Below are 22,690 nucleotides of genomic sequence, written 5' to 3'. Positions count from 1 at the left end.
TTATCCTTGGTTAATTAACTTAAATTTTCGCAAAGCTCTTGTAAGTAAATTTGGTATTGGAGCATCATTATAATTCTTAGGTGGGTTTTGAAAGACTGGACGCTTTTCTGGTTCGTGTAGGTAACGATAGTAGAGAAATAAATCTCGATAGGGAAACTCAATATTTTCTCCTGCACAGACTGCTTGATTGATATTAGGAGGAATACCAATGTAATGCAGGTAAGTTAGTCGATTACCTTTGTCATAAAGAATTTTATCTTTTTCTTTAAAATGTTCAGAAGTAACAGAGTTGCCTGTAATTTGATGATTTGGTAAATGATGGGCAAAGTTATAAACTGGAATATCAGACCTCATAAACATATAGTTAAGAACTGGTTGGTCTCCTGTTGGATAAAGTATTTCTCTCTCACCTGCTCTCAAATAAGATAATAATTTCTCTAATTTATCTGGTTCAAACAGAGCTTTTTTAGAAGCGTAAAATCCAGAACAAAATATTTCTGTTTTGATGCGATTTTCATCAAAAACTTGTAGTAGTTTAACTGAATCAATTCTATAAACTTTATCTGGATATTTAAACTGAAAATCGTATACAACACAGTTGTATTCATCTAATTTCTGAAAAATCAAATCTAGTGAATTCATCACTAGAGTATCAGCATCCAAATAAACAAATCGCTCAAAGGGTCCATCAAATGCACAAAATCGTCGATGACCACCATAAATTCTGTATTTATTTTTGTTCATACTAGCAGGACTGACCGCTAGCATAAATTGATCCCAGCGGTTGATTGATTCTTGATTATCGTAAAGAAATACATTAGGACGTTTAGCTATTTCTTCAGCAATTCGCTGTGTCTGATCATCGAAAGGATAGATACAAACAGGAGTTTCTGGCCCCAAGATAACATCGATACTGTTGAGCAAAGCCACCAGTTGATCGAAAACATAATCATTGCCAAGGGTACAAATACCATTCATAATTTATGAGTGTTGATCAACAAAGTTTGACAACCAGTTAAGCAGGTTTAATTTGTGTAAGATGATTTGACGTGCCTCTGCGATCGCATCTTTGGCAGCATACCAAGCATCAGGCGTAGCTGTCACTTCTTGGATGTAAGCAATGCCTTTTTCATCTAAACTGGGTAACCGCAAAAAACTACCCGGTGGCAATAATTTATCAGCAGCCGGACCACCATAGTAAATTGGTAGACACCAGGCAAGCAAACTATCCCAAAGTTTCTCACTCACATACCAATTATTGTCAGCATAGTTTTCAATTGACAGATTGTAATAGTATGGTGCCATCCCATACCACTTGTTACCCAATTCTCCCGACTTTTCTGTCCATTCTGGTAAGTTACGCCCATACAAATCAAACTTAATGCCACTAGATTGTAGGGACTGCAAAAAGTCTAAACGCTGGCGATGATTAACTGTCCGGTTAATTCCTGAAGTAACCCAACTACATGAGGAAACTTTTTGGGGAGGTGGCATTTCATTTAAATCTTGAAATGAATTTGAGTGATACCAAATAGCAGGCATATAGTCGGGAGTAGGAGCAAAATCATCAGGGCCAGAAACGTAGCCACAATACTTCTGGGCTTGTTGATAATTATGATTATTTATTTCTACAATTTCATCTAAAGGCGGTTCTCTTAGTAAATAAATAATCCGCTCTTTGTTGACACCACGCAGTAGAGAATCAACATTTACTACTGATTTTTGCTGCTGTTTACGAAAATTATCTAACCAAGATTTTTGTGGCGATGCTTGGAGAAAATCAAATTGATACATCAGCAGAAAATCTGGTTTTGCTGCCAGTGCCTGCATTTGCATATTGCCCCAAACTCCAAATTGATTCGGGGTTTGTTGCCACAGCCAATCAGCTCTAGTTTCTAAACCTCGATAGCTGCTAATCATACCTACAGTTTTAATAGTCATTTTAGTTATTATTTGTCATCAGTTATTTTACTTAATTTCACGCATTTTCCCTTACACAATAAGTGAGGGAAGCAGAGATTCATCAACATAACTAAGGATTTTTGCCGCTCGATTTTCCCAAGAAAACTGCTTGACAAACTCGATACTATCTGGATAACCTTCTACTTTTCTGGGACGAGTTTCTAAAACCTGTTTCAGACATTCGGCAAATTTGCTGGGGTTATCTGGCTCACACCAAGCAGTAATGGACTGAGTATCTTGAAACTCAACTAATGAAGGAATTTCTGTCGCTACAATGGGAGTTCCAGAGGCGAAGTAGTCAAATAGCTTTAAGGGGGATGTGAAAGTTGCCGCTTTTCCCGAACAATGAGGGTGAGCTAAAACATCGGCTGCTTGTAGCAAAGATGCTAACTCATTATGCAAGACATAGCCCAAAAATTTAATATTATCAACCTGTTTTTCTTTTACCAATTGCTGATAATATTCGACTTCTGCTGGCTTACCACCTGCACAGGCAAATTGCACATTAGGCATTTCATTAGCCACATCAATTAGTACATCAATACCTTTAAATTGCTGTAATGCTCCCGCATAAACTACCAAATTTTGGTTTTCGTCTCGCAATAGTTTTTTACGCCATTCTGCTGCTTTTTCTGGTTGTCTCTGCATAAATAAGCGATTGAAACCATTGTGCAGCTTAATTACTTTTTCTGGTGGCATCCCATTTTTAATCATGCTTTCGCGGATGGTGTCTACAACTGTGACAGCAATTTGCAACAGCGGACTTTTAACAATTTCTGGCTCAAATGGCTTATCTTCGTGATGATGGTGTTCGTAAATTGCGGGAACGCCATTTTTGATGGCAGCTTTCACAAAATTCCAGTTGCGACTGTGAACAAGTTTAGTAGTTGGAAGTATGTGAAATGGTAAATAATATTTGCTTACAATAGTGTTAGAGTCAGCAAATTTGCTCCGAAAATGGTCAATCGGCCAAGGCATTGATAAGGGAGCAACTTTTAATTTTTCATGGAGGTTGTAATATCTAATAAGTTCTATTGGTGTTTGTCTAGGTTGAAAAGGACGAGCTAAATTAGCTATATTAATAACTTTTGCTTTTTTATCAGGGTATACTAAAACTGTTGAGTATCCCAAGTTTGCAGCGGCGTTAGCTGCATTTGTAGACTGGACTAGGTGAGCCTCTGGCTGCGGTAAGTCTTCACCAATGAAAAAAATATAGTGTTTTTTTAAAGCAGGATTTTTCATAATTTTAGAAATTAATACTATTCTCAAAATTTGCTAAATTATCGAGCAGATATATAGCAGATTCATAAGTTTCAGTAATTAATCCATTTTGTTCTTCTGTGGTGAATATCAAATTATCAGCTAGAGAGCGGAGAGAGCTAAGGATGAGATTAAGAGAAGTCCGAAACTCAACGGAGATATGATTAAAGCTTTGAGAATAGGTACTTATAGCATCTTGATTTTGATCAGAAATTGAGATGAATCGCCCCTTCATTTGCAAGTTAATAACATCCTCAAAAACATCTATGGTGTTGAGAATTCTCCAAGCTGATTTGTAAGAGTCTTCAATTAGTTCCTGCCGTTCTTGGGAATTGTCTACCAGATCATCAAGTAATAAGCGCAGGAACCCAATCATCGAGTTGAGTTGCGTCCGAATTTCGTGAGAGATACGGAGCCAGCTTTGATTGTATTTAGCAGTTTCAGGATATTCAGCAAATTTTTTGGAGTTTAGGCGCATTGCCTTAAGAATTTTTGTCTGAATCAAGTTTTTATTAGGGCGATCGCTAAATTGCATTGAGTACAAACGTGAGTAGTAACCACCCTTTTGTAAAAGTTTTTCATGGGTTCCTACCTCTACTACTTGTCCTTGATCTAATACGGCTATTTGATCGGCTTTTTGGACTGTGGAAAGGCGGTGAGCAATTACTAGGGTGGTGCGATCGCGACTAAGATCATCGAGTGCAGCTTGTACTAAGCGTTCAGAAACGGTATCTAAAGCGCTGGTGGCTTCATCTAAAATCAGAATTTGGGGATTTTGGAGTAGGGCGCGGGCGATCGCTAATCTTTGCCTTTGTCCACCAGATAACATCACGCCGCGATCACCAATCAAGCTGTCAAATTCCTCAGGCAATTTGCTAATAAACTCATAGGCATTTGCCCGCTTGGCCGCTGTAATAATTTCATCCTCAGTAGCTTCTGGTCGCCCATAGGCGATGTTATTTCGCACCGAGTCATTAAAAAGAAAGGTATCTTGACTGACAATTCCCATTCGCTTTCGCAGGGATATCACATCGAACTCCCGCAAATCGATGCCGTCAATGGTAATACTGCCAGCAATCGGGTCATAGAATCTGGGTAAAAGGTCTGCCATAGTGGATTTCCCAGCACCAGAACTGCCTACTAATGCTAAGGTTGTGCCACGCGGTAAATATAAATTCACATCTTTAAGTACCAACTTTTCATGACCAGGGTAGGCAAAGCAAAGAGAATTAAAAGACACGCCCTCTTCTAATTTTGTATAGGGAAGCTTACCTTTGCCCATGAACGGCTTATCGTGCAGGCTTAAAAACTCATTGGTAATATCCACACTAGCGGCGGTACTGGCAAAGTTGCTGCGAATAGTATTTAACTGAGAAATCAATGGCAGCACTCGCAGTAGTACTAATAAATATGTCAGAAGTACGGTAGAAAGAGAAGAAACTTGGTTAGCAAAGAAGGTTTTACTCAAAAGTACAATCAGCAGTAAAGCTGTAATACCCATCACCTCACCCACAGGTGTAATTGCTTCCGAATTAACCTGAGATTCAAAATCTGCTGTTTCGCGATCGCGAATTAATTTTTTAATCCGTTGATATTCTTTTTCTTCATTTCCGGTTGCCTTTACCAATCGAATTCCGTTCAAAGTCTCCAGCACAGCAATTGAATATGCTCTAGACATCTGACTGAGTTGCTTACCAAAATTTTTAGACCGGGAAATGGCATACTGATTTATTAACGTCACCAACGACAGCAAAAACGTAGCAGCAATTGTCAACTGCCAAGAAATTGACAGCAATAAACTCACAAAAACTAAAATTGTGATTCCCAGAATAACTATCTTGACTGTACCACCTATAGCACTTGCAGCCCGGCTAATTTCTCCACCAAGAGAGTTGATTAAATCACCAACCTTGGTCTTGGCATAATAATCTATATCAATTTCTAGTAATAGCCTTAACCCGGTTTCACGCATATCTGATGTCAGCTTTCGGGTTAAAGAACTTGATGCTAAGGCGCTGGCATAAGTAGCTAAGTTCTTTAAAAGAATTGTGAATATAATCGCCCCAGCCATTACTCCTATACGGTAAGGTTCTGGAGTATTATCAAAGGGAGATATCAACCTTTTTAGGATGGGAGGGGCACCACTTAAATCTACTCCTTGTCCCACAATTTTTAAAACTACTGGCACAATTAAAGCTGTACTTATTCCATTAAATAAAGCTCCAGAAAATCCTAACAATATTGTCAGCAGAATCAAACCTGGATAGGGTTTAGCGAATCTTAGTAGTAGTTTTCTGGTAGACATTGGGTATTTTTATGCAACTTTCACTTATTAATATTATTCACAAATTAATTACCAAATTTGCTAAAGTTCAAATAAATCAAACTAAATAACCTTCATGTCTCAACTCCGTTAAAACACAGTTCCACCTACAACACCAGCTTCTAGAGATTTTGCCAGATAGAATACCAGAACTGCTCTGGCACAATGAGGGAATGAAAATCTCTTTTTCAATGCCCCACGCCCAATCAAGATTCACAACCGGGCAATTACTGACTTGAGCACAGAAGCCATAGCCTCTATGCTATAGTGTTCCACACATCTTTCTCTTGCCTTGATACCTTGCTGGTTTGCTGACTCTAAATTTTTAAATATCAATTGAATTTGTTCAGCAAGTTGTTCAGGACAAGCAGGGTCAACCAAATAACCAGTATTACCTAAAATCTGGGGAATATCTCCAACGCGCGTTGATAATACAGGTTTAGCCATTGCCATCCCATCTGTCAACTTCAGGGGAAACTGAGCGCGAGCAGTCAAAGTATCTCGCTGGGGAACAACTACAATGTGAGCAGCTGCTACAACTTTAGGCATTAATTCTACAGGGCACTTTGGTAACTTAATAATCCAACGCCCCCACTTTTGAATCAATTTATCGTCATAATCATCGTAAGGACTACCACCCACAATCACTAATCTTAAATCTGGCTCATGTAACAAATTTAGCGCCATTAGGATGTCTTCAACCCCCTTGTGAGGTCGTGGTGCCCCAGGAAACATGAGAATTCGATACTCAGAAAGACCATAATCCGTTCTGCTAGACTCAGAATCATACTTCTGGGGGTCAAACATTGCGGTATCTTTACCATTAGGTACGTAAACACCACCGAAGCGTTTTTGGAGAAAGTGAGTATCTATCGTTACTGCATCTGCTTTTGAGACTAAGTTTTCCATCCACTGGAGATACAGTGGATGATCTGGAAATTTCAATGCCCCATTTTTCTTGAAAATGTCGCGATAAAATTGCTTAAGACTAGGACGATATTTCCACTCATCACCTCCGTGCCAACTGAGTTCCCAGTCATCCATATCTAAAATTAAAGGACGACGACCACTAAATTTTTTCAGTAGCGAGAGACCAAAACTTGTAAACTTTGGTTTTACTGCATAAATAATATCTCCATCTATTTTTTGCAGGAGTTGACGAGCAGATATCAGAAATTCCGGATAATTTGTACCTGCAAGAGAAACAACTGATATGCAAGCCGGAGGAATCGCATACAGTTCTTTCCCATAAATAAAACCAACAATCTCTACTTGATAATTGAGGCTTTGCAGTACTTGAGCTAGTAAAAATGCTCGAATACTACCGCCTCCAGATAGATCACCAACAACTAATGAAACTTTCAATTTTGAAATTTTCTCCTGTCAATTCGCAATTTCAATATTAATAAATATTTAAATTCTGCCAGAGTGTCATACAGGAAAAAGACCCGTGCATATCTTCATAATGAAAATGTCATTTCTTGCGCCAGGGATTTGTAACTTGATTCGGTAAAAATACTTTAGCGAATCTGTCAAAAACCCTTGTATATAATGAACGACTAATATTTTTAGCATATTGAGGTCGATAAGGATAGGTACAATGAAGAACTTTAATTTGTTCCTGAATATTATAAGCATCCTCCCATTTACTGAGATAATTATAGGTGGGTGGTAGGATTTTCATGTGAGGGCGTACAGATGCGATCGCAGAAGCAAAAGCCCCTTGGTCTTTTAAAAGTAATTTATCTTGGTTGTTTTTGACAATCTCAAAATAACGTTGAAATTCATCAAAAAATACCTTAGTTACTTCTGTTTTACAAAAAGCTATCAAACCGCTATTATATTGCACACTATCTGCTTGCAAAGGTAACCCGATAGATTGCAGAATTGGCAAAACCTTTTGTAAAAGGTCTTCTTGCTTTCCACGTAATAAATTTGTGGCTTTAACAATAGAAGGTTGCACATCTTCAGTTAATAGCAAATCATATTCATCTAAATATTCAAATACGTCGTTGATATCGGAAAGTAAGCAAATATCTGAATCTAAGTAAATCGTTTTATCAAATTCAGAGGCTTCATAGAGAGCCAGTTTTGCTTGACGTGATGCTAAGACAGTATTTTCATTTGCAGGGGCCGGCTTTAAAATTACATTTTTAAAAGCCTTCAAAAAAGGATAGAGTACTATTGGAACTTGGTCAATTAAAATAATGATTGGCTCTTGATGAAACTTTCTAATTGCCGCCAAAAAATGAATACAATCTTGAAAAGGGTAAAGTCCAGTTAAAATTGTAATAAATCCTCTACTTTCTGTTTTCATAAATAAGTTAAATAATTATTACTTTTAATCCTCGTCTGTCAATCTAATTTAATGTGTCCATTCCCAGAAACTTTTACTCCAGTCTTCGTTATAGTAAAAAACTCCTTTCCATTGGGAAAAGTGAACAAAATCTTCGATTTTTAACGTTTTATTCACATCCCTAATCATATAGAGAGGTCGCTCACCGTAAAATGATGCCCACATAGTATAACTACTAGGAGGACCAATAATATAATCACATTCAGCTAAAGAATACATATCTTCAATTATATGATTATTGCCATAAACATAAGATAAATGTTGGAAATAATCCTCCTTTTGCTCCTGATTTGAGCAAATCAAAAATGTCACTTTTTTATTAGGAAATAGTGTTTGTGCCGATTTCATAACCTTTAAATAATCTTCAACTAAATAAAAATATCTGCCATTTTGATGTTGCTGATAATCTCCATGACGGACATGGACTCCAATGATCACATCAGTCTGGCTACGAATCTTGGATATGAGTTTTGCTACATTTAACTGATACTTCTTTAAAGGTTGAAAGTAAGCACGAATTTTTTCCGCATGTTTTTGTAGATTTGATATATCATCTACAAACCATCCATCGCGAAATACCCATCCTTGAAAAAAGTTGATCGACCGTGATTTTAATTCTTTTGTGATGCTTGAATTACTCCAGCTAAACGGCTGATTACGCTTAATATTAATTGTGTTAAAGCGTCCGCTTTCAGCTAAATAACGATTGATATTATAGTAGTATTTACGTAGCAATTGGTTTCCGGCAATTGAAAATGGTTTAGAAGGGTAGCAACATAAAAAGTCTTTATCTGTTGAGCTAAAAAAATCAGCATACTCTTCAAATGCTGGGTTTAGAACTGTAAGATTATTTTCACTGGCAAATGCAATAAAATTAGCAGATAACAATAACCTGTTACCTAGTTGTCCAGATTTGGCAGAGATTACTAACATGTATAAAACCTTTAAAAATGAACAGTGATAATATTTACTCAACCTTTAATATCCAAAGGAATATACATAGAATTTTAATTCTATTAAATCTCACAGATGAAAGAAAATATCCCCAATGATTGAATCGATTTTTTGGTATCCTTAAAACAGGAAATAACAAAATAAATCTAACTTTGTATTTGCGGTTATTTCCAGAGGAAATTCACTGATAAATCCAGAGAAATTTTGCTTTTTTCTGGTATAGTTACCGTATACCTACGGTTGTATATTATCATATATTAATCAGGCATTACATTTGGACTAAACCAAGTATAAATACTTGATATAATTTATGCAGGTAGCCTGGTTACTTGCTGAGACTTAGGATTGCTACACAATACCAAAGATTTATGTTGTAAGGGAGGCAGAGGTAATGCAGGTAATCCGTTTGGAAGCACTCTCAGACAACTACATATTCTTGTTACATGATCGCAAACAAAATATCGCTGCTGTTGTCGATCCAGCAGAGTCTCAACCAGTATTAAAGAAACTGGCAGAATTAAAAGCTGAGTTGGTAGCAATTTTCAACACACACCATCATAACGATCATGTGGGTGGTAATAAGCAATTAATGCAACAATTCCCCCAACTGATAGTTTATGGAGGAGCCGAGGATCGTGGTAGAATTCCGGGACAGCAGGTGTTTTTGCAACAAGGCGATCGCGTCCATTTTGCAGACCACATAGCTGAAGTTGTCTTCGTTCCCGGACATACCCGCGCTCACATCGTTTACTACTTTCCCCCCGAAAAAGCTGGTGAGACAGGTGATTTATTTTGCGGCGATACCCTATTTTCTGGCGGTTGCGGTCGCTTGTTTGAAGGAACAGCAACCCAAATGGTGGACTCTTTAAGCAAACTGCGCTCTCTACCCGATGATACACGCGTCTGGTGTGCCCACGAATACACCTTAAAAAATCTGCAATTTGCCCTAACTGTGGATGGCGACAATGCCGACTTACAAAGACGCTTCAATGAAGTCAAAGCTTACCGTAGTCGAGGAGAAGCTACCATACCCTCGCTACTGGCAGTAGAGAAGCGAACCAATCCCTTTTTACGTTGGGATCAGCCATCATTACAATTAACTGTTAAGAGTAGTGATGCAGTCCAAACCTTTGCGCGTATACGGGAAATGAGAAATAACTTTTAGGCATTGGGCACTTGTACTGAGCGGCGTCGAAGTATGGGGCATTGTTTGTTATCCTTCTCCTGCTCTCGTGCCTGCCCTGCTCCCCCTGCTCCCTCATCCCCACTCTCCACTGCCCACTCCTTCAATTTTCTAGCGTTAATAGTTGCGATCGCACCCTTCCTTTCGCTACGATCTGTAAGCTTTAGGGTATAGGCAAAGAAGCTTGGAATACAGCATTGACATTGTGAGCTATCCTACCCAAACCCAAATTAATCAGATTTTACAGGAAAAACGAAAAACGATGGCGAAACGTGTGCAGTTAGTTTTAAATCAAGATATCACCAAGCTGGGAAAATCTGGTGACTTAGTGGAAGTAGCTCCTGGCTACGCTCGTAATTATCTGATTCCCCAGAAATTGGCAACCAATGCCACTCCTGGTATTCTCAAGCAAGTAGAACGCCGTCGTGAGCAAGAGCGTCAACGGCAATTAGAACTCAGACAACAAGCCCTTGAGCAAAAAGAATCTTTAGAAAAAGTTGGCAACTTGACAATTGCCAAGCAAGTTGGTGAAAACGAAGCAATTTTCGGTACTATTACTACCCAAGATGTTGCAGATGCCATTAAGGCAGCCACTGGTCAAGAAGTTGATCGGCGTGGAATTACCATCCCTGATATTAACCACCTTGGTACTTATCAAGCCGAAATCAAGCTCCATTCTGAAGTAGCGGCACAACTCGATATTCAAGTCGTCGCTAGCTAAAAGACAGCAGGGGGAGCAGGAGGAGCAGATGAAGCAAGGGTAAAAACAACTCCTAACTCTTGTACAGACGCGATTAATCGCGTCTCTCTACTCCTAACTAGCTTTCATCTCAAAACTAAAATCGTTTATGGCTGAAGAACTGAGTTTTCAAGGCGATGGTAGCGATCGCTTACCACCCCAAAATATCGAGGCAGAAGAAGCCATCTTGGGGGGTATTTTGCTAGATCCAGAAGCGATTAGTCGAGTTAGCGATCGCCTCCTTCCAGAAGCTTTTTACATTAGCGCTCACAAAGATATTTATCAAGCAGCTGTGAGGCTCCATGCCCAAGGTAAACCCACAGACTTACTCTCTGTCACAAGTTGGCTGACTGACCATGAGATCCTTGCCCGCATTGGTGGTAGAAATAAGTTAGCAACTCTGGTAGACCGCACAGTGTCGGCTGTGAACATCGACGCCTTAGCAGGGTTAGTGATGGAAAAATACCTGCGGCGACAGTTAATTAAAGCTGGCAATGAAATTGTACATCTTGGTTACGAGACAGAAACCGAGTTACCAACTGTTTTAGATCAGGCAGAACAGAAGGTCTTCGGTGTTACTCAAGAACGTCCCCAATCGGGTTTAGTTCACATTTCTGATACTCTAATTAATAATTTCCAGGATATTGAGGATCGAAATCAAGGCATCGCCTTACCTGGAATTCCCTGCGGATTTTATGATTTAGATGCCATGACCAGTGGCTTTCAACGTTCTGATTTGATTATTGTTGCTGGCAGGCCATCAATGGGAAAAACGGCCTTCTGCTTGAACCTAGCTCATAACATCGCCGCTTCTTATAAATTACCAGTTGCTGTTTTCAGCTTGGAAATGTCAAAAGAGCAACTGACACAACGGCTATTAGCTAGCGAAGCGCAAATTGAAAGTACTTATCTGCGAACTGGACGCCTCAGCCAAACACAGTGGGAACCTTTAAGCCGTGCTATTGGTATCCTCTCAGAGATGCCAATTTATATTGACGACACGCCGAATATTACAGTTACACAAATGCGTAGTCAGGCAAGAAGACTGCAAGCTGAACTTGGAACTGAATTAGGATTAATTGTAATAGATTACTTACAATTGATGGAAGGAGCAGGCGATAATCGAGTTCAAGAATTATCAAAAATTACGCGTCAACTTAAAGGTTTAGCACGCGAACTATCTGTACCAGTTATTGCTTTATCTCAGTTGAGTCGAGGGGTGGAAGCGCGTACTAATAAGCGTCCGATGTTGTCAGATTTAAGAGAATCGGGTTCGATCGAACAGGACGCGGATTTAGTAATAATGTTGTACCGCGATGAATATTACTCTCCAGATACTCCTGATCGCGGCATTGCAGAAGTAATTATAGCTAAACACCGGAACGGGCCTACAGGGACTGCGAAACTTTTGTTTAATCCACAATTTACAAAGTTTCAAAATTTAAAAATTTAGCTATTAAATTGGGGACTGGGGAGTAAGAATTTTAGATTTTAGACTTCGGCTACGCTCAGTCGAACGATTTTGGATTAAAGAATTGAAATTTAATCTAAAATCATCAATCCAAAATCCAAAATTGAATTGCCCCATGCCCCATGCCCCATGCCCCATGCCCTAGTTCCTACTTAACTCCCAGCAATTCCACATCAAATAGCAGAGTGGCGTTAGGTGGAATCACGCCACCAGCACCACGAGAGCCATAGCCTAACTCTGAGGGGATGATTAACTGACGATGACCACCTACTTTCATGGTGCTAAGTCCTTCATCCCAACCTTTGATTACTTGTCCGACGCCAATTTTAAAGCTGAAGGGTTGACCGCGATCGCGTGAACTATCAAACTTAGTACCATCTTCTAGAGTGCCGACATACTGAACTTCAACCGTTTGTCCAGGTTGAGGAGTCGCCCCAGTCCCCTCTTTTAACTCGACATACTTTAATCCAGAGGGGGTAGTTACGGCATTAGCATCAGACATAGTATTACTCGCAATTAAGATATTGTTTTCAGTTACAGTTGTGGGCGCTGACGGCGTTTGGGTTAACTGGGCAGCAATGGCAGTATTCTGTTTACCGCTTACTTGCCCCACAATCAACAGCACAACACACACCAGCATGAACGCCACGCTGAGGAAAATTGGTTTCAAAATCAGTTCTCCTTACTTAGGTATCCTGGCAAAAACATTACCAACAGGACACATTTAGTTTAAATCAGAAAGGACATCCTAACGCCAAAGCTTATTTTCCAAATCGCGCAATTGCCGCTCTAAACGGTCAATTCTACCCCGCAGTTCATCCACTTCCGACTGACGAGCTACCCCCAAATCTTGCATCATATTTCGCATTTGCCGTTGCATTTGGACATCCAAGTTTCCCTGTTCCGACTTTAATTGCTGGGCAATATCATCTATTACCGCCTTGGCTTGCTCAGGATTGAGCTTACCGTCTTTAACTAAATCATCGCTGACTTGGCGCAGTTTTTCTGCTACTAAAGACGTTGTGCCAAGGCCCACCATCATTAGCTGTTGCAACCAGTTGTTGTTGTCCATACTCCCCTTCCTTTTACTTATTTCAAACCAGCCGACCCTTGCTCCTGAGTATAGGCAATCAAGCTATGCTAAAAGCGTAGTTATTCTAGCCTACAGCTCTATTTTGGCAAATTAGTAAACACAGGGTTCAAAGGGCGTGGTTATAGAACTCCTCAAGTTTAAGGTTGTCCCAGATTTACGGGAAGATTTTATCCAGAAGGACGCACAATTTGGACAACAGGGCTAGCTGAATATGCTAGATTTCTCGGTAAAGAGGTTTGGATCAGCCCCAATCACCACACAGAAGTTATCCTGATCATTCGTTGGGCAATGCGATAACAGTGGAAAGCCTTACCCAAAGCAGATTTGCAGACTATTGAAGATAAATTCATCCAAGCACTGGGAGAGTCTTATCCAATAGTGAAGTCAGCAGAGTATCAAGTACGGAAATTTCCCCATTTGTAGGTGAAAAATTACTCCCAACTCGTAGGGCTGCATAACTGTGCGTTGGTGTCTCCATTTTTCAAAGTAGGGAAAAGTTAAATTTATGCACGCCATTTCTGAAAGGCTATCTCGTAATCCTCTGTTTTAGTCTGATAAACACTCCACCAATGAAAAAATAGTCCTAACCCCCATCCTAATACTGGGAAGATAGCCCAAAAATAACTAGGACTAGTTATTAAATTCAAGAGAATGAGGAATAAATTCACCGCTAGGAAGGAAACAAAGTGTGCCCAAAAGCCTCTGCGTCGGAAAGTATTAAATGTGCGTAGCGAACGTTCCTCTTCTTGTTGAGCTAACCACTTTTGTTCGGTTGTTTCCAAAATATTAGAAGAAATACCTAACTCAGATGCCATTTCTACAAGCTGTTCTCGTGAAAATTCACCTTCCTGTTTACGAGTTAGTGCTATTTGAAGGATTTGTTGCACATCTTCAGAATCGTAAGTCATTTTAATTACCTTATAATTTTGTGTGTAAATGTGCTTTTGATTTCATGAAGTTTTCGATAGACTTCGGTCAATTCAGTTAGCGAATGTCTCCAGCACGCTACGCGAACGCCTCCACATTTTGCACCCAATATTTAGTTAAATTCACAACCTTATTATTTTCTCACAATCGATTTAGGGCGACTGTATTTGTCAATACCTCTATATTGCTTTTATGACATTAAGCCAAACATTATCTAAAACTTGAATACTAGTAGTGTCAGAAAATATTGACAATTGTAGAGGTAAAATTCTCGCTTTTGAAAGGTTTTTTGATGTTAACTAAAAACCCCGGTATTTGCATCGAATTTGGATGCAATAGACACATCAATGTTAGATAAATAGTTTCAAAACCTTGTCTCGTCTAGATTTTAGTTTGTGTAATATGACGATCGCCACTCTCTCGATTTACAGAATTGGACACTCAAGTGCAATTCCCACTTATTCATGTGTGTATGTGGTTTTTTGAGTCAATTCATCCGCCTAACAGCTTGCGACAAGCGGAAATTTCAGTTTATCGGCCGTAAATTAATCAGTAGAAAGCAGCAAGTGCAACTCACACGTTTTATGAACAACAGCATTTTTAACCTAACCGTCTCTCCAGTTGCGATCGCCATCATTGGTGGTGGCTTTAGCGGTTCTCTGGTTGCAGCTAATCTTTTACGCAACGCAACCATGCCATTGTCCATCAAGTTGATTGAACGTAATTCTGAAATAGGTAGAGGAGTTGCTTACGGGACACCAGTGGACTCTCACTTGCTGAATGTGCCAGCGGATAAGATGAGCGCATTTGATGATCAACCAAATCACTTCCTGAACTGGCTGCACAGCAACGGGTATGAACAGGTAACTCCATGTACCTTCGTTCCGCGTCGGGTTTATGGGGACTATGTGCAGGCGACTTTAAAAGCAGCACAGGTAAATGCAGCAGCTAATGTGCAGCTAGAGAAGATTGTGGATGAAGCGATCGCCATCGAAACAAAATCTGATAATACAATAGTGTACCTGAGCAGTGGTCAATGTTTGCATGTGCAAAAGGCGGTGTTAGCGTTGGGCAATTTCCCGGCAATTCTGCCTAGACCAATTGCCACTCTCAAGAACGACCATGTTAAAGATGCTTGGTCTGCTGATGCGATCGCTGACCTAAATCCAGAGGATGCTATTCTGCTGGTGGGCACTGGGTTAACAATGGTAGATGCGGTTGTTGCCTTGCACCACCAAGGGTTCCAGGGACAAATTCATACCGTCTCGCGGCACGGATTGATGCCCTGTAGCCACAAATCAACAACTGCTTATCCGGCATTTCTTGATGTAGAAACTGCACCCAAAACGGCGCGAGGACTGCTGCATCTGGTACGTCAAGAACTGCGTGAGGCTCTTACCCAAGGACACGCCAGTTCCTACAACCGCGGGAACCCCGGCAACGGACTGGCTGAAGATTGGCGGGCAGTAATCGATGCCATCCGCCCAATTATTCCAGAACTTTGGCAAGCAATGCCATTGCCGGAACAGAAGCGATTTCTGCGCCATGTCAAAGCTTACTGGGAAGTTCACCGTCATCGGATTGCTGAAGAAATTGCCGAAGTACTGGATGCTGCAATGGAGTCTGGTCAACTGATCCATTACGCAGGTCGGATTCAAAGTTGTCAGGAGTTTGAGAATGGAGTGAATGTGAAAATCTGTGAACGGGGGACGCACAAAGATATCGTTTTGCAAGTTAAGCGAATTGTCAACTGCACCGGCGCAAATTGTGATTACCTCAGATTGCAGCACCCATTGGTCGCTAGCCTCCAAGAACAACGGCTGATCCGTCCTAACACATTGTCAATGGGAATCGACACTGCCCGAAATGGTGCGCTGATCGATGCAGATGGAAATGCATCTCAAATGCTGTACACCTTGGGGACACCGCGCAAGGGCAATCTTTGGGAAACCACCGCTGTTCCTGAAATTCGGGTTCAAGCAGCAAGTTTGGCACAGGAGTTACTGAAATCCCTCAATCCAAAACCTGATGCTACTACTTTCGTGTTAAAGAAACCTGCTATGTTTTTTCGTCAACTATTCGATAAAGAATCTTGTACTTATACTTACCTAATTGCCGACCCAGAAAGTAAAACAGCTATCTTAGTTGATCCTGTATTGGAGCAGGTCGAACGTGATCTTCAGATATTGCGACAATTGGGGCTGACTCTGCGCTATTGTCTGGAAACCCACATCCATGCCGACCATATTACTGGGACAGACAGACTCAGATCACTTACGGGTTGTTTGGGGATTCTACCTGAGAATGCAGCGGCTACCTGTGCAGACCAGTACATTGCCGATGGCAATATGTTGGAATTGGGGAACGTGCAGATTCGGGCAATCGCTACCCCTGGTCACACTGACAGCCACATGACATACTTAGTCAACGACACTCACCTATTAACTGGAGATGCCCTGTTCATCCGGGGTTGTGGTCGTACCGACTTCCAAAGCGGCGACGCTGGATCACTGTATGATGCCGTTACTCAGAAGCTATTCACATTACCGGATGACACCTTGGTATATCCTGGTCACGACTACCAGGGACAGACAGTATCCACCATTGGCGAGGAAAAGTGCTGGAATCCTCGGTTTGCAGGACGCAGCCGCAACCAGTTCATCGAATTAATGAAAAACCTCAACTTACCCAAACCTAAAAAGATGCTGGAAGCTGTACCTGCAAATCAGCATTGTGGCAAAGTTCTAGTTGCATTGGACTATCAAATTTGAAAATTTAGCTATGGAATGGGTAAGCCGATGTCTACAACAGGCTGTGACGCTCCTGCGTCGCTAACGCTACGCTATCGGTGATGCACTTTTTCTATTGAGATTGTATGGCGATGTCTAACGACAAGGCGCTGCGTGTCTACGCTCTGTTGTTTTCCGAGAGTGACAAAAAAGGGCTATTATTTCTAGCTAATTGCCTTCTTTTTCTTCAGCCATATTCCCAATAGTCCAGCAATTGCTATTCCTCCAATAGTCGATGGCTCAGGGACAGGTTTTACACTCACATTATCCAAGTATAAGAATCCATATTTATCCCAATTCCCAAACTTTAACTCTGTGGATGATGCGTCTGCCGTGAAATTGAACTTATATGGCGTGTATGGTTGAAAAGAAATGTCTTTTTGATCAAAAATCTTATTTCCACCTACAAATGTCTGAAATTGATTATCAAGGTTAGGGGCCTCATCTATAGATGCTAAATGGTAACTAAGTTCGTATTGCTGACCAGGTTGTGTAGAAAGGGTCTGTGATATGTAGCTGAGGTCTATAAATCCACTAAGTGATAAGCCCTGATTACCACTATCATGCTGAGGAAAATTGCTTATTCTTATCCCTGATATATCCATCGGATCACCAGACTTAGTCCAGTCTGTAATATTAGGATTTGTAACATTGGGATTATTAGGATCTACGAGCGGATCGAGTTCAAAGCTTCCATTTTTAACAAGTTCTGCCGCTTGTGCTGCTGCATTATAAGTATTGGTGATTACAGCAGTGCTAATTAAGGTAGTAGTAACACTAAAAGCAATAATTGAGAGTTTTTTAGTTAACTTCATAAAACTTGACTCCAAATAATTCCAAATTCAGACAATTAAAACAAGTTGATAGTTAGATCCATACTGGCTCTAAGTAGTGTCAATCAAACTGAGCATTTTATTCTGGTTTCTGAGAGTTAGCTATTGATATGGATAATGATTCATCCACTTAAGGCAATCTCTCTATAAACCCATAATGGAGTTTTTTAATCAGATGAATTTCAGTGGCATTGTCGACACTATGGAGCCAGCCATTTTGGGCTTCTAAGACAATAAGGTTAGCTTGTCATCTGTGGTTTATTTATCCCCATTGTTTTTTCCTTGATTGTTAAGGTGTAGATTTGACACTCACATCATCCAAATATAAAAACGCATACTTTGCTAGGGAACCAAACTTTATCTCTGTGGATCTTCTTTTTGCTCTAAAATCTAAGGTGTATCGCGTATAAGGTTGAAAAGCAGTATCCTTTTTAACAGAAACCTTCTTTCCACCTATAAAAACCTGAAATTTATTCTCAAGGTCAGGTGGCTCCTCTATGGATGCAAAATAGTAAGTAAGTTGGTAGTGTCGACCAACAACTGTAGGGATAGTCTGTGATATGTAGCTAATGCCTGAAAATGCACCAAGCGATAAACCTTGGTTACCAGTGTGAGGAAAGTTGCTAATTGTAGTACCTGTAGCGCCAGATTTAAGCCATCCAGTAACATTAGGATTTACACCGTTAGGATTATTAGGATCTGCCAGAGGGTCGATTTCAAATCCCCCGTTATAAATCAGCTCTTTTCCTTCCGCTTGTGCTGCTGACTTATAAGTATTGGTAATCACAGCAGTATGAAGCAAGGCAGTGCTCAGACTACAAACAATAATTGAGAGTTTTTTAGTGAACTTCACGAGACATTACTCCAAATAGTTCAATCACGACAACGAGTACTTAATTGATTTAGTTTGCAGTCATTAAGGCAGGACAAAGCCATAATTATTTTTGAAGATATTCTTGGCAGTACTACCACTTAAGTAGTTAGAAAAACTTTGTGCCGTGGATAAAACTTTAGTTCTGGTGAGTATACCCAGTGGATAGACAATCGTATCACTCTCTGCTACTTTCGCACTGTCTACGACTCTTACCTTCTTAGAAATGGCAGCATCGGTTTTGTAAACGGCACCTGCGCTGATAGTTTTAGTTACACCTGCAACTACAAGAGTTTTATTTTCAACAGCAGTTAAAACGTTACGCACATTGCTAGCAAGGTATAATTTAGGACTTAGAGTAGTGAAAATACCTCGCTTAGTAAGAACTTGTTTGGCATAATTTCCGGCTGGCACAACTGAGGGAGTACCTCTGTAATCACCTATAGCAATGCCAGTAATGTTGGCGTTGGTCAACCCATTGAAGTTAGTGAGACCTGCACTACCAGTACTAATCGGAAATGTCGTAGGAACAATCAAAACTAGACTGTTTTTGACGACGTTTTTACGACTACCTGCAACCAATTTACTTGGAGTTGAATTCTGCAAAACATTTATTTGGTCGTTGGCAGCAGAAATGAAAATATCTGCTGGTGCTCCTGCTTGTATTTGCTTGAGCAACGTACCAGAAGCACCAAATGTATAAACAACGTTGACACCTGGGTTAGCATTTTGGTACTGAGTCTTAATAGCATTCAGCGCATTTGTTAAGCTGACAGCCGCATACACGTTAAGTGTAGTTGCGGAACTTGCTGGTGAAAAATTGACAAACTGTAAGCCAATTACCAGCATCATGCTGGTAACTGCCGTAGCAATCCAAGTAATAAGTCTTCTTCTGTTCATGAAAGTCATAGTTTGGGGAAAATATTACCTAAGGATCTTATTGCTCACATACATAATTTACGTACAGGCAACGAAAAAACCAACCATACACAAGGAAGGCAGAGTATACGGATAAATGAGAGTTTGAGAGGGTTTTTACGTAAGTCCTACGCATAATCTATTCTGGAAATAAACGACCAATCACAATTGCTAAAAGCATTAGTGTGATGGAAATTTATTGTTTCCAGGTAGGATTACAGAAACGGCGAGTGAAATGTATTTAGTGATGAAATATTATCAGTTAAATACGCTCATTACCAATATTTTTGGTTAACAAACCCTGACAACAGGGCAAACGCATCTATCTTGAGATTATAAAAAAAGCTAATTTGCTTGTAAAACAAGGGTTTTATCATCAAGTTATTAGCTAAATCGTAAATAATTAAAATTTTTTAGTACCAATATTTTAAAAATAAGGCGCGTATACCAATCTATATACTGATTTATTTGGTAATTAAATTGCTGCGCTGACACTACTAAACAGGCATCGCCTCTACATCTGTGTAGAAAAAGGAGCGATGCCTGCGGTGGTAAACTACGCATCCAGGAGTGCTTATAACTCATCCGCCTGGATCATCAATATAGATATAATTCTCTGTTTGTATAAAAATATTTACAATCCTCAATCTTATCAATAAAATATTTTACTTGACATACGTCTAACGATAGATAGATTTTATGAAATAAATAGTTTAGATTTGTAACAGATTACACAGAACTAGGTAAAGCACATGGCCAACATAATTGACACTGCCACTAATAATGGTTCTTTCACGACACTAGTTGCAGCAATCCAAGCTGCTGGTTTGGTAGATACACTGAAAGGTCCTGGCCCATTCACCGTCTTCGCACCCACTGATGAAGCGTTTAAGAAGCTTCCAGCAGGTACAGTAGACGCATTACTGAAAGATATTCCAAAGCTGAAGAAAATCTTGACCTATCATGTAGTCTCAGGCAAGGTACTAGCTGCTGATGTAGTTAAACTGAAGACAGCTACAACAGTTGAAGGTTCAGATGTAAAAATTGACGCTTCTAATGGCGTTAAGATCAATGATGCAAAAGTTGCAACAGCAGATGTTGCTGCTGATAACGGTGTTATCCACGTGATTGACACAGTTTTGATTCCTGCATAAACAAACCTCAGAATAGCGAATGCTATTTGTGGGGCGGCGACTACCTATAGTCGTTTGTTGATTACAGTTTGGTTGGATGTCTTTTAGTAAACATCAACTACCAATAAGTCCATCTAGATATTGTCTAGATGGATTTATTGTTTCATGCGTTTAGAGACGTTACCTTGCAACGTCTCTAGTGTTTGATTAGATGTAATCAAATTTTTAGTTTTGCCAAACCCAAATAACGGATACCTTCGGGGGAAATGTCAAAACGGCAAGGTAAGACTTCTAAACCAAGTGCGATCGCATCCCGTAATAATTTACCATATACAGGATCTGTGCGATCGCCAGGGGAAAACTCAGTACAATCACTACGATTGATAAAGTAAAGCATCACCGCACGAGTTAGAGGTAGCAGCGCCATTAGTTCTCGCAAGTGCTTTTGTCCTCTTGTAGTCTCCGTGTCAGGAAATAGCGCTAATCTCCCTTCAGAGAAAGTTGTATTTTTCACTTCTAAATAAATCGGGCGTTCCTCATCACTCCCTGTCAAGAAAAAATCCACTCGACTTTTTTTATCTAGCCCATAAACCACTTCGCCCTTGATTTGGTAATAGTCGCCCAATTCTGGGAAAAGGTGTTTCGCCAAAGCTAGCTTTACCACCCGATTGGGCAAAAAAGTATTTATACCTACCCAAGTCGGCTCGTTATCATCTACCTGAATTAGTTCTAAAGTGTAAGCCAATTTGCGGTTAAGATTATCGCTTTTGGAAAGCTGTACCGCACTTTGGGGAGTCGATACTCCAGTCATTGGCCCTGTATTGGGACAGTGTGCTGTCACTATTTCGCCAGAAGTAAGTTGAACGTCAGCAAAAAACCGCTTGTAGCGTTTTAACAGAATACCCGGATACAAAGGTGGGTAACGGTAAAGCCAATCAATCATTATGAAACCTTGTTGCTGCTAGTAAATATACGTCGATTTCTTCCCGACCGAACGCCCATCAGCAAATCTTTTCAGCAGCTACTTATACACCCATGAGCATTACTCCACTCTGTGACAGAAATTAAGTCATTTTAAATACCACAAAAGGTCAATTTTTGTAGTTAAATTGACAACATATTAATAAAAAGTAGCATATGCTAGGTGTTATAAGCCTCCCATGAAGAAAAATCTGGGAGGATTTTAACGTGCAAGGAGGTAAATCCTATGCAAAAAGTGGGGACATCAATGGAATTAGAATATGCTTTTCTGTTTACTCTCAGAAAGGTAAATTCGGTAAATCTAGAAGGTTTCAAGCCATTTTTTAGTAATATGCCTATTGACCCTTATATTAAAGGCAATTATCGTTCGAGAAGATTATCTCGGTTCACAGTCTCTGGAAATGAGTTAATCAAATTACCTCATGGCCACTTCTTTCAAAGTAAAGAGTATAATCGATTAGTGGGTGATGTAAAAAGAGAGTTTGCAGAATTGGATGATGCACTCATAGAACTTGATATTTTCAGAAATCTTGTCTTAGCATTTACTGATTCTTGTAAAATTCATCCGGAAGCTGAAATCGGAGTTCATCAAATTAGAATTATTTGTTCACCAGATAATTCGGGTAATCCAGCGCCTGAAGGTATCCATCAAGATGGTACTGATTTTATTGGCATATTCTCAGTAAATAGAGATAATATTGAAGGCGGAGAAACACATTTGTATACTGCCAAAAAAGAAAAGCCTGTGTTTAGCAAAGTTCTAAATCCAGGGGAACTCTTATTGGTTAATGACCATGATTTTTTCCACTTCGCTAATCCCATAAAACCACAAACTAATGCTCAAGGAAGTTGGGATGTTTTTGTACTGACTTCTCCTAGCTTGCTTTCAGAATAATT

The 22,690-nt window shown here is 39.9% G+C and carries 20 protein-coding genes; 6 read left to right on the top strand and 14 right to left on the bottom strand.

The window, feature by feature from the left end:
• From V7K49_RS19510 to V7K49_RS19480, 7 genes are all read right to left on the bottom strand, one after another.
• Complete coding sequence (locus V7K49_RS19510; protein ID WP_335206956.1) at window positions 1–978, bottom strand: Npun_R2821/Npun_R2822 family protein; 978 nt, start codon at window positions 976–978, stop codon at window positions 1–3.
• Window positions 979–981: 3 nt separating this feature from the next.
• Window positions 982–1,941, bottom strand: a complete 960-nt coding sequence (locus V7K49_RS19505; protein WP_335206955.1) for a glycosyltransferase family 10 domain-containing protein — start codon at window positions 1,939–1,941, stop codon at window positions 982–984.
• A gap of 51 nt (window positions 1,942–1,992) precedes the next feature.
• Entirely contained in the window at window positions 1,993–3,204 is a 1,212-nt protein-coding gene (locus V7K49_RS19500; RefSeq protein ID WP_335206953.1) for a glycosyltransferase family 4 protein, read from the bottom strand.
• Between the two features lie 4 nt (window positions 3,205–3,208).
• Entirely contained in the window at window positions 3,209–5,527 is a 2,319-nt protein-coding gene (locus V7K49_RS19495; protein WP_335206951.1) for an ABC transporter ATP-binding protein, read from the bottom strand.
• Between the two features lie 231 nt (window positions 5,528–5,758).
• Entirely contained in the window at window positions 5,759–6,910 is a 1,152-nt protein-coding gene (locus tag V7K49_RS19490) for a glycosyltransferase family 4 protein (RefSeq protein ID WP_334872145.1), read from the bottom strand.
• 109 nt (window positions 6,911–7,019) lie between these two features.
• The gene (locus V7K49_RS19485) at window positions 7,020–7,862 is read right to left on the bottom strand and encodes a glycosyltransferase (RefSeq protein WP_334872144.1); all 843 of its coding nucleotides are present in this window, start codon (window positions 7,860–7,862) and stop codon (window positions 7,020–7,022) included.
• Window positions 7,863–7,910: 48 nt separating this feature from the next.
• Window positions 7,911–8,834, bottom strand: a complete 924-nt coding sequence (locus tag V7K49_RS19480; RefSeq protein WP_335206949.1) for an alpha-1,2-fucosyltransferase — start codon at window positions 8,832–8,834, stop codon at window positions 7,911–7,913.
• Window positions 8,835–9,246: 412 nt separating this feature from the next.
• Between V7K49_RS19480 and gloB the strand changes: the two genes are divergently transcribed.
• The 3 genes from gloB to dnaB all read left to right on the top strand — a co-directional run bounded on the left by gloB (window position 9,247) and on the right by dnaB (window position 12,230).
• Window positions 9,247–10,020: a hydroxyacylglutathione hydrolase gene (gene gloB / locus V7K49_RS19475; RefSeq protein WP_334872140.1), complete on the top strand. Its 774-nt coding sequence runs from the start codon at window positions 9,247–9,249 to the stop codon at window positions 10,018–10,020.
• Window positions 10,021–10,300: 280 nt separating this feature from the next.
• The gene (gene rplI, locus V7K49_RS19470; protein ID WP_335206947.1) at window positions 10,301–10,759 is read left to right on the top strand and encodes a 50S ribosomal protein L9; all 459 of its coding nucleotides are present in this window, start codon (window positions 10,301–10,303) and stop codon (window positions 10,757–10,759) included.
• Between the two features lie 127 nt (window positions 10,760–10,886).
• A complete protein-coding gene (gene dnaB, locus V7K49_RS19465) occupies window positions 10,887–12,230 on the top strand; it encodes a replicative DNA helicase (protein WP_334872138.1) in 1,344 nt (447 codons plus the stop codon).
• A 166-nt stretch (window positions 12,231–12,396) separates the two neighbouring features.
• On the opposite strand, the gene V7K49_RS19460 is transcribed toward dnaB, so the two are convergent.
• The 3 genes from V7K49_RS19460 to V7K49_RS19445 all read right to left on the bottom strand — a co-directional run bounded on the left by V7K49_RS19460 (window position 12,397) and on the right by V7K49_RS19445 (window position 14,249).
• A complete protein-coding gene (locus tag V7K49_RS19460) occupies window positions 12,397–12,918 on the bottom strand; it encodes an FKBP-type peptidyl-prolyl cis-trans isomerase (protein WP_334872136.1) in 522 nt (173 codons plus the stop codon).
• Between the two features lie 78 nt (window positions 12,919–12,996).
• Window positions 12,997–13,320: a phasin family protein gene (locus V7K49_RS19455; protein ID WP_322653544.1), complete on the bottom strand. Its 324-nt coding sequence runs from the start codon at window positions 13,318–13,320 to the stop codon at window positions 12,997–12,999.
• Window positions 13,321–13,844: 524 nt separating this feature from the next.
• Entirely contained in the window at window positions 13,845–14,249 is a 405-nt protein-coding gene (locus V7K49_RS19445; RefSeq protein WP_334872134.1) for a 2TM domain-containing protein, read from the bottom strand.
• Between the two features lie 603 nt (window positions 14,250–14,852).
• On the opposite strand from V7K49_RS19445, the gene V7K49_RS19440 reads away from it, so the two are divergent.
• On the top strand, window positions 14,853–17,039 hold the full coding sequence (locus V7K49_RS19440; RefSeq protein ID WP_335206946.1) for an FAD/NAD(P)-binding protein: 2,187 nt from the start codon (window positions 14,853–14,855) through the stop codon (window positions 17,037–17,039).
• 182 nt (window positions 17,040–17,221) lie between these two features.
• Here the strand turns inward: V7K49_RS19440 and V7K49_RS19435 are convergent, their stop codons facing one another.
• The 3 genes from V7K49_RS19435 to modA all read right to left on the bottom strand — a co-directional run bounded on the left by V7K49_RS19435 (window position 17,222) and on the right by modA (window position 19,661).
• A complete protein-coding gene (locus V7K49_RS19435) occupies window positions 17,222–17,872 on the bottom strand; it encodes a PEP-CTERM sorting domain-containing protein (RefSeq protein WP_334722700.1) in 651 nt (216 codons plus the stop codon).
• A 307-nt stretch (window positions 17,873–18,179) separates the two neighbouring features.
• Window positions 18,180–18,743: a hypothetical protein gene (locus V7K49_RS19430; protein WP_334872129.1), complete on the bottom strand. Its 564-nt coding sequence runs from the start codon at window positions 18,741–18,743 to the stop codon at window positions 18,180–18,182.
• A 63-nt stretch (window positions 18,744–18,806) separates the two neighbouring features.
• A complete protein-coding gene (gene modA / locus V7K49_RS19425; RefSeq protein WP_335206945.1) occupies window positions 18,807–19,661 on the bottom strand; it encodes a molybdate ABC transporter substrate-binding protein in 855 nt (284 codons plus the stop codon).
• A 770-nt stretch (window positions 19,662–20,431) separates the two neighbouring features.
• Here modA and V7K49_RS19420 point away from each other — a divergent pair.
• Window positions 20,432–20,833: a fasciclin domain-containing protein gene (locus V7K49_RS19420; protein ID WP_334872126.1), complete on the top strand. Its 402-nt coding sequence runs from the start codon at window positions 20,432–20,434 to the stop codon at window positions 20,831–20,833.
• 196 nt (window positions 20,834–21,029) lie between these two features.
• Here the strand turns inward: V7K49_RS19420 and sfsA are convergent, their stop codons facing one another.
• Window positions 21,030–21,755 carry a DNA/RNA nuclease SfsA gene (gene sfsA, locus V7K49_RS19415; RefSeq protein WP_335206944.1) on the bottom strand — a complete coding sequence of 242 codons (726 nt, stop codon included), beginning with the start codon at window positions 21,753–21,755 and terminating at the stop codon, window positions 21,030–21,032.
• Window positions 21,756–22,019: 264 nt separating this feature from the next.
• On the opposite strand from sfsA, the gene V7K49_RS19410 reads away from it, so the two are divergent.
• Window positions 22,020–22,688 carry a 2OG-Fe dioxygenase family protein gene (locus V7K49_RS19410; protein ID WP_335206942.1) on the top strand — a complete coding sequence of 223 codons (669 nt, stop codon included), beginning with the start codon at window positions 22,020–22,022 and terminating at the stop codon, window positions 22,686–22,688.
• Window positions 22,689–22,690: the final 2 nt, after the last annotated feature.

Origin of the sequence: Nostoc sp., from assembly GCF_036919675.1 — a bacterium.
GTDB lineage: Bacteria > Cyanobacteriota > Cyanobacteriia > Cyanobacteriales > Nostocaceae > Nostoc.
This window is presented reverse-complemented; position numbering and strand designations above follow the sequence as displayed.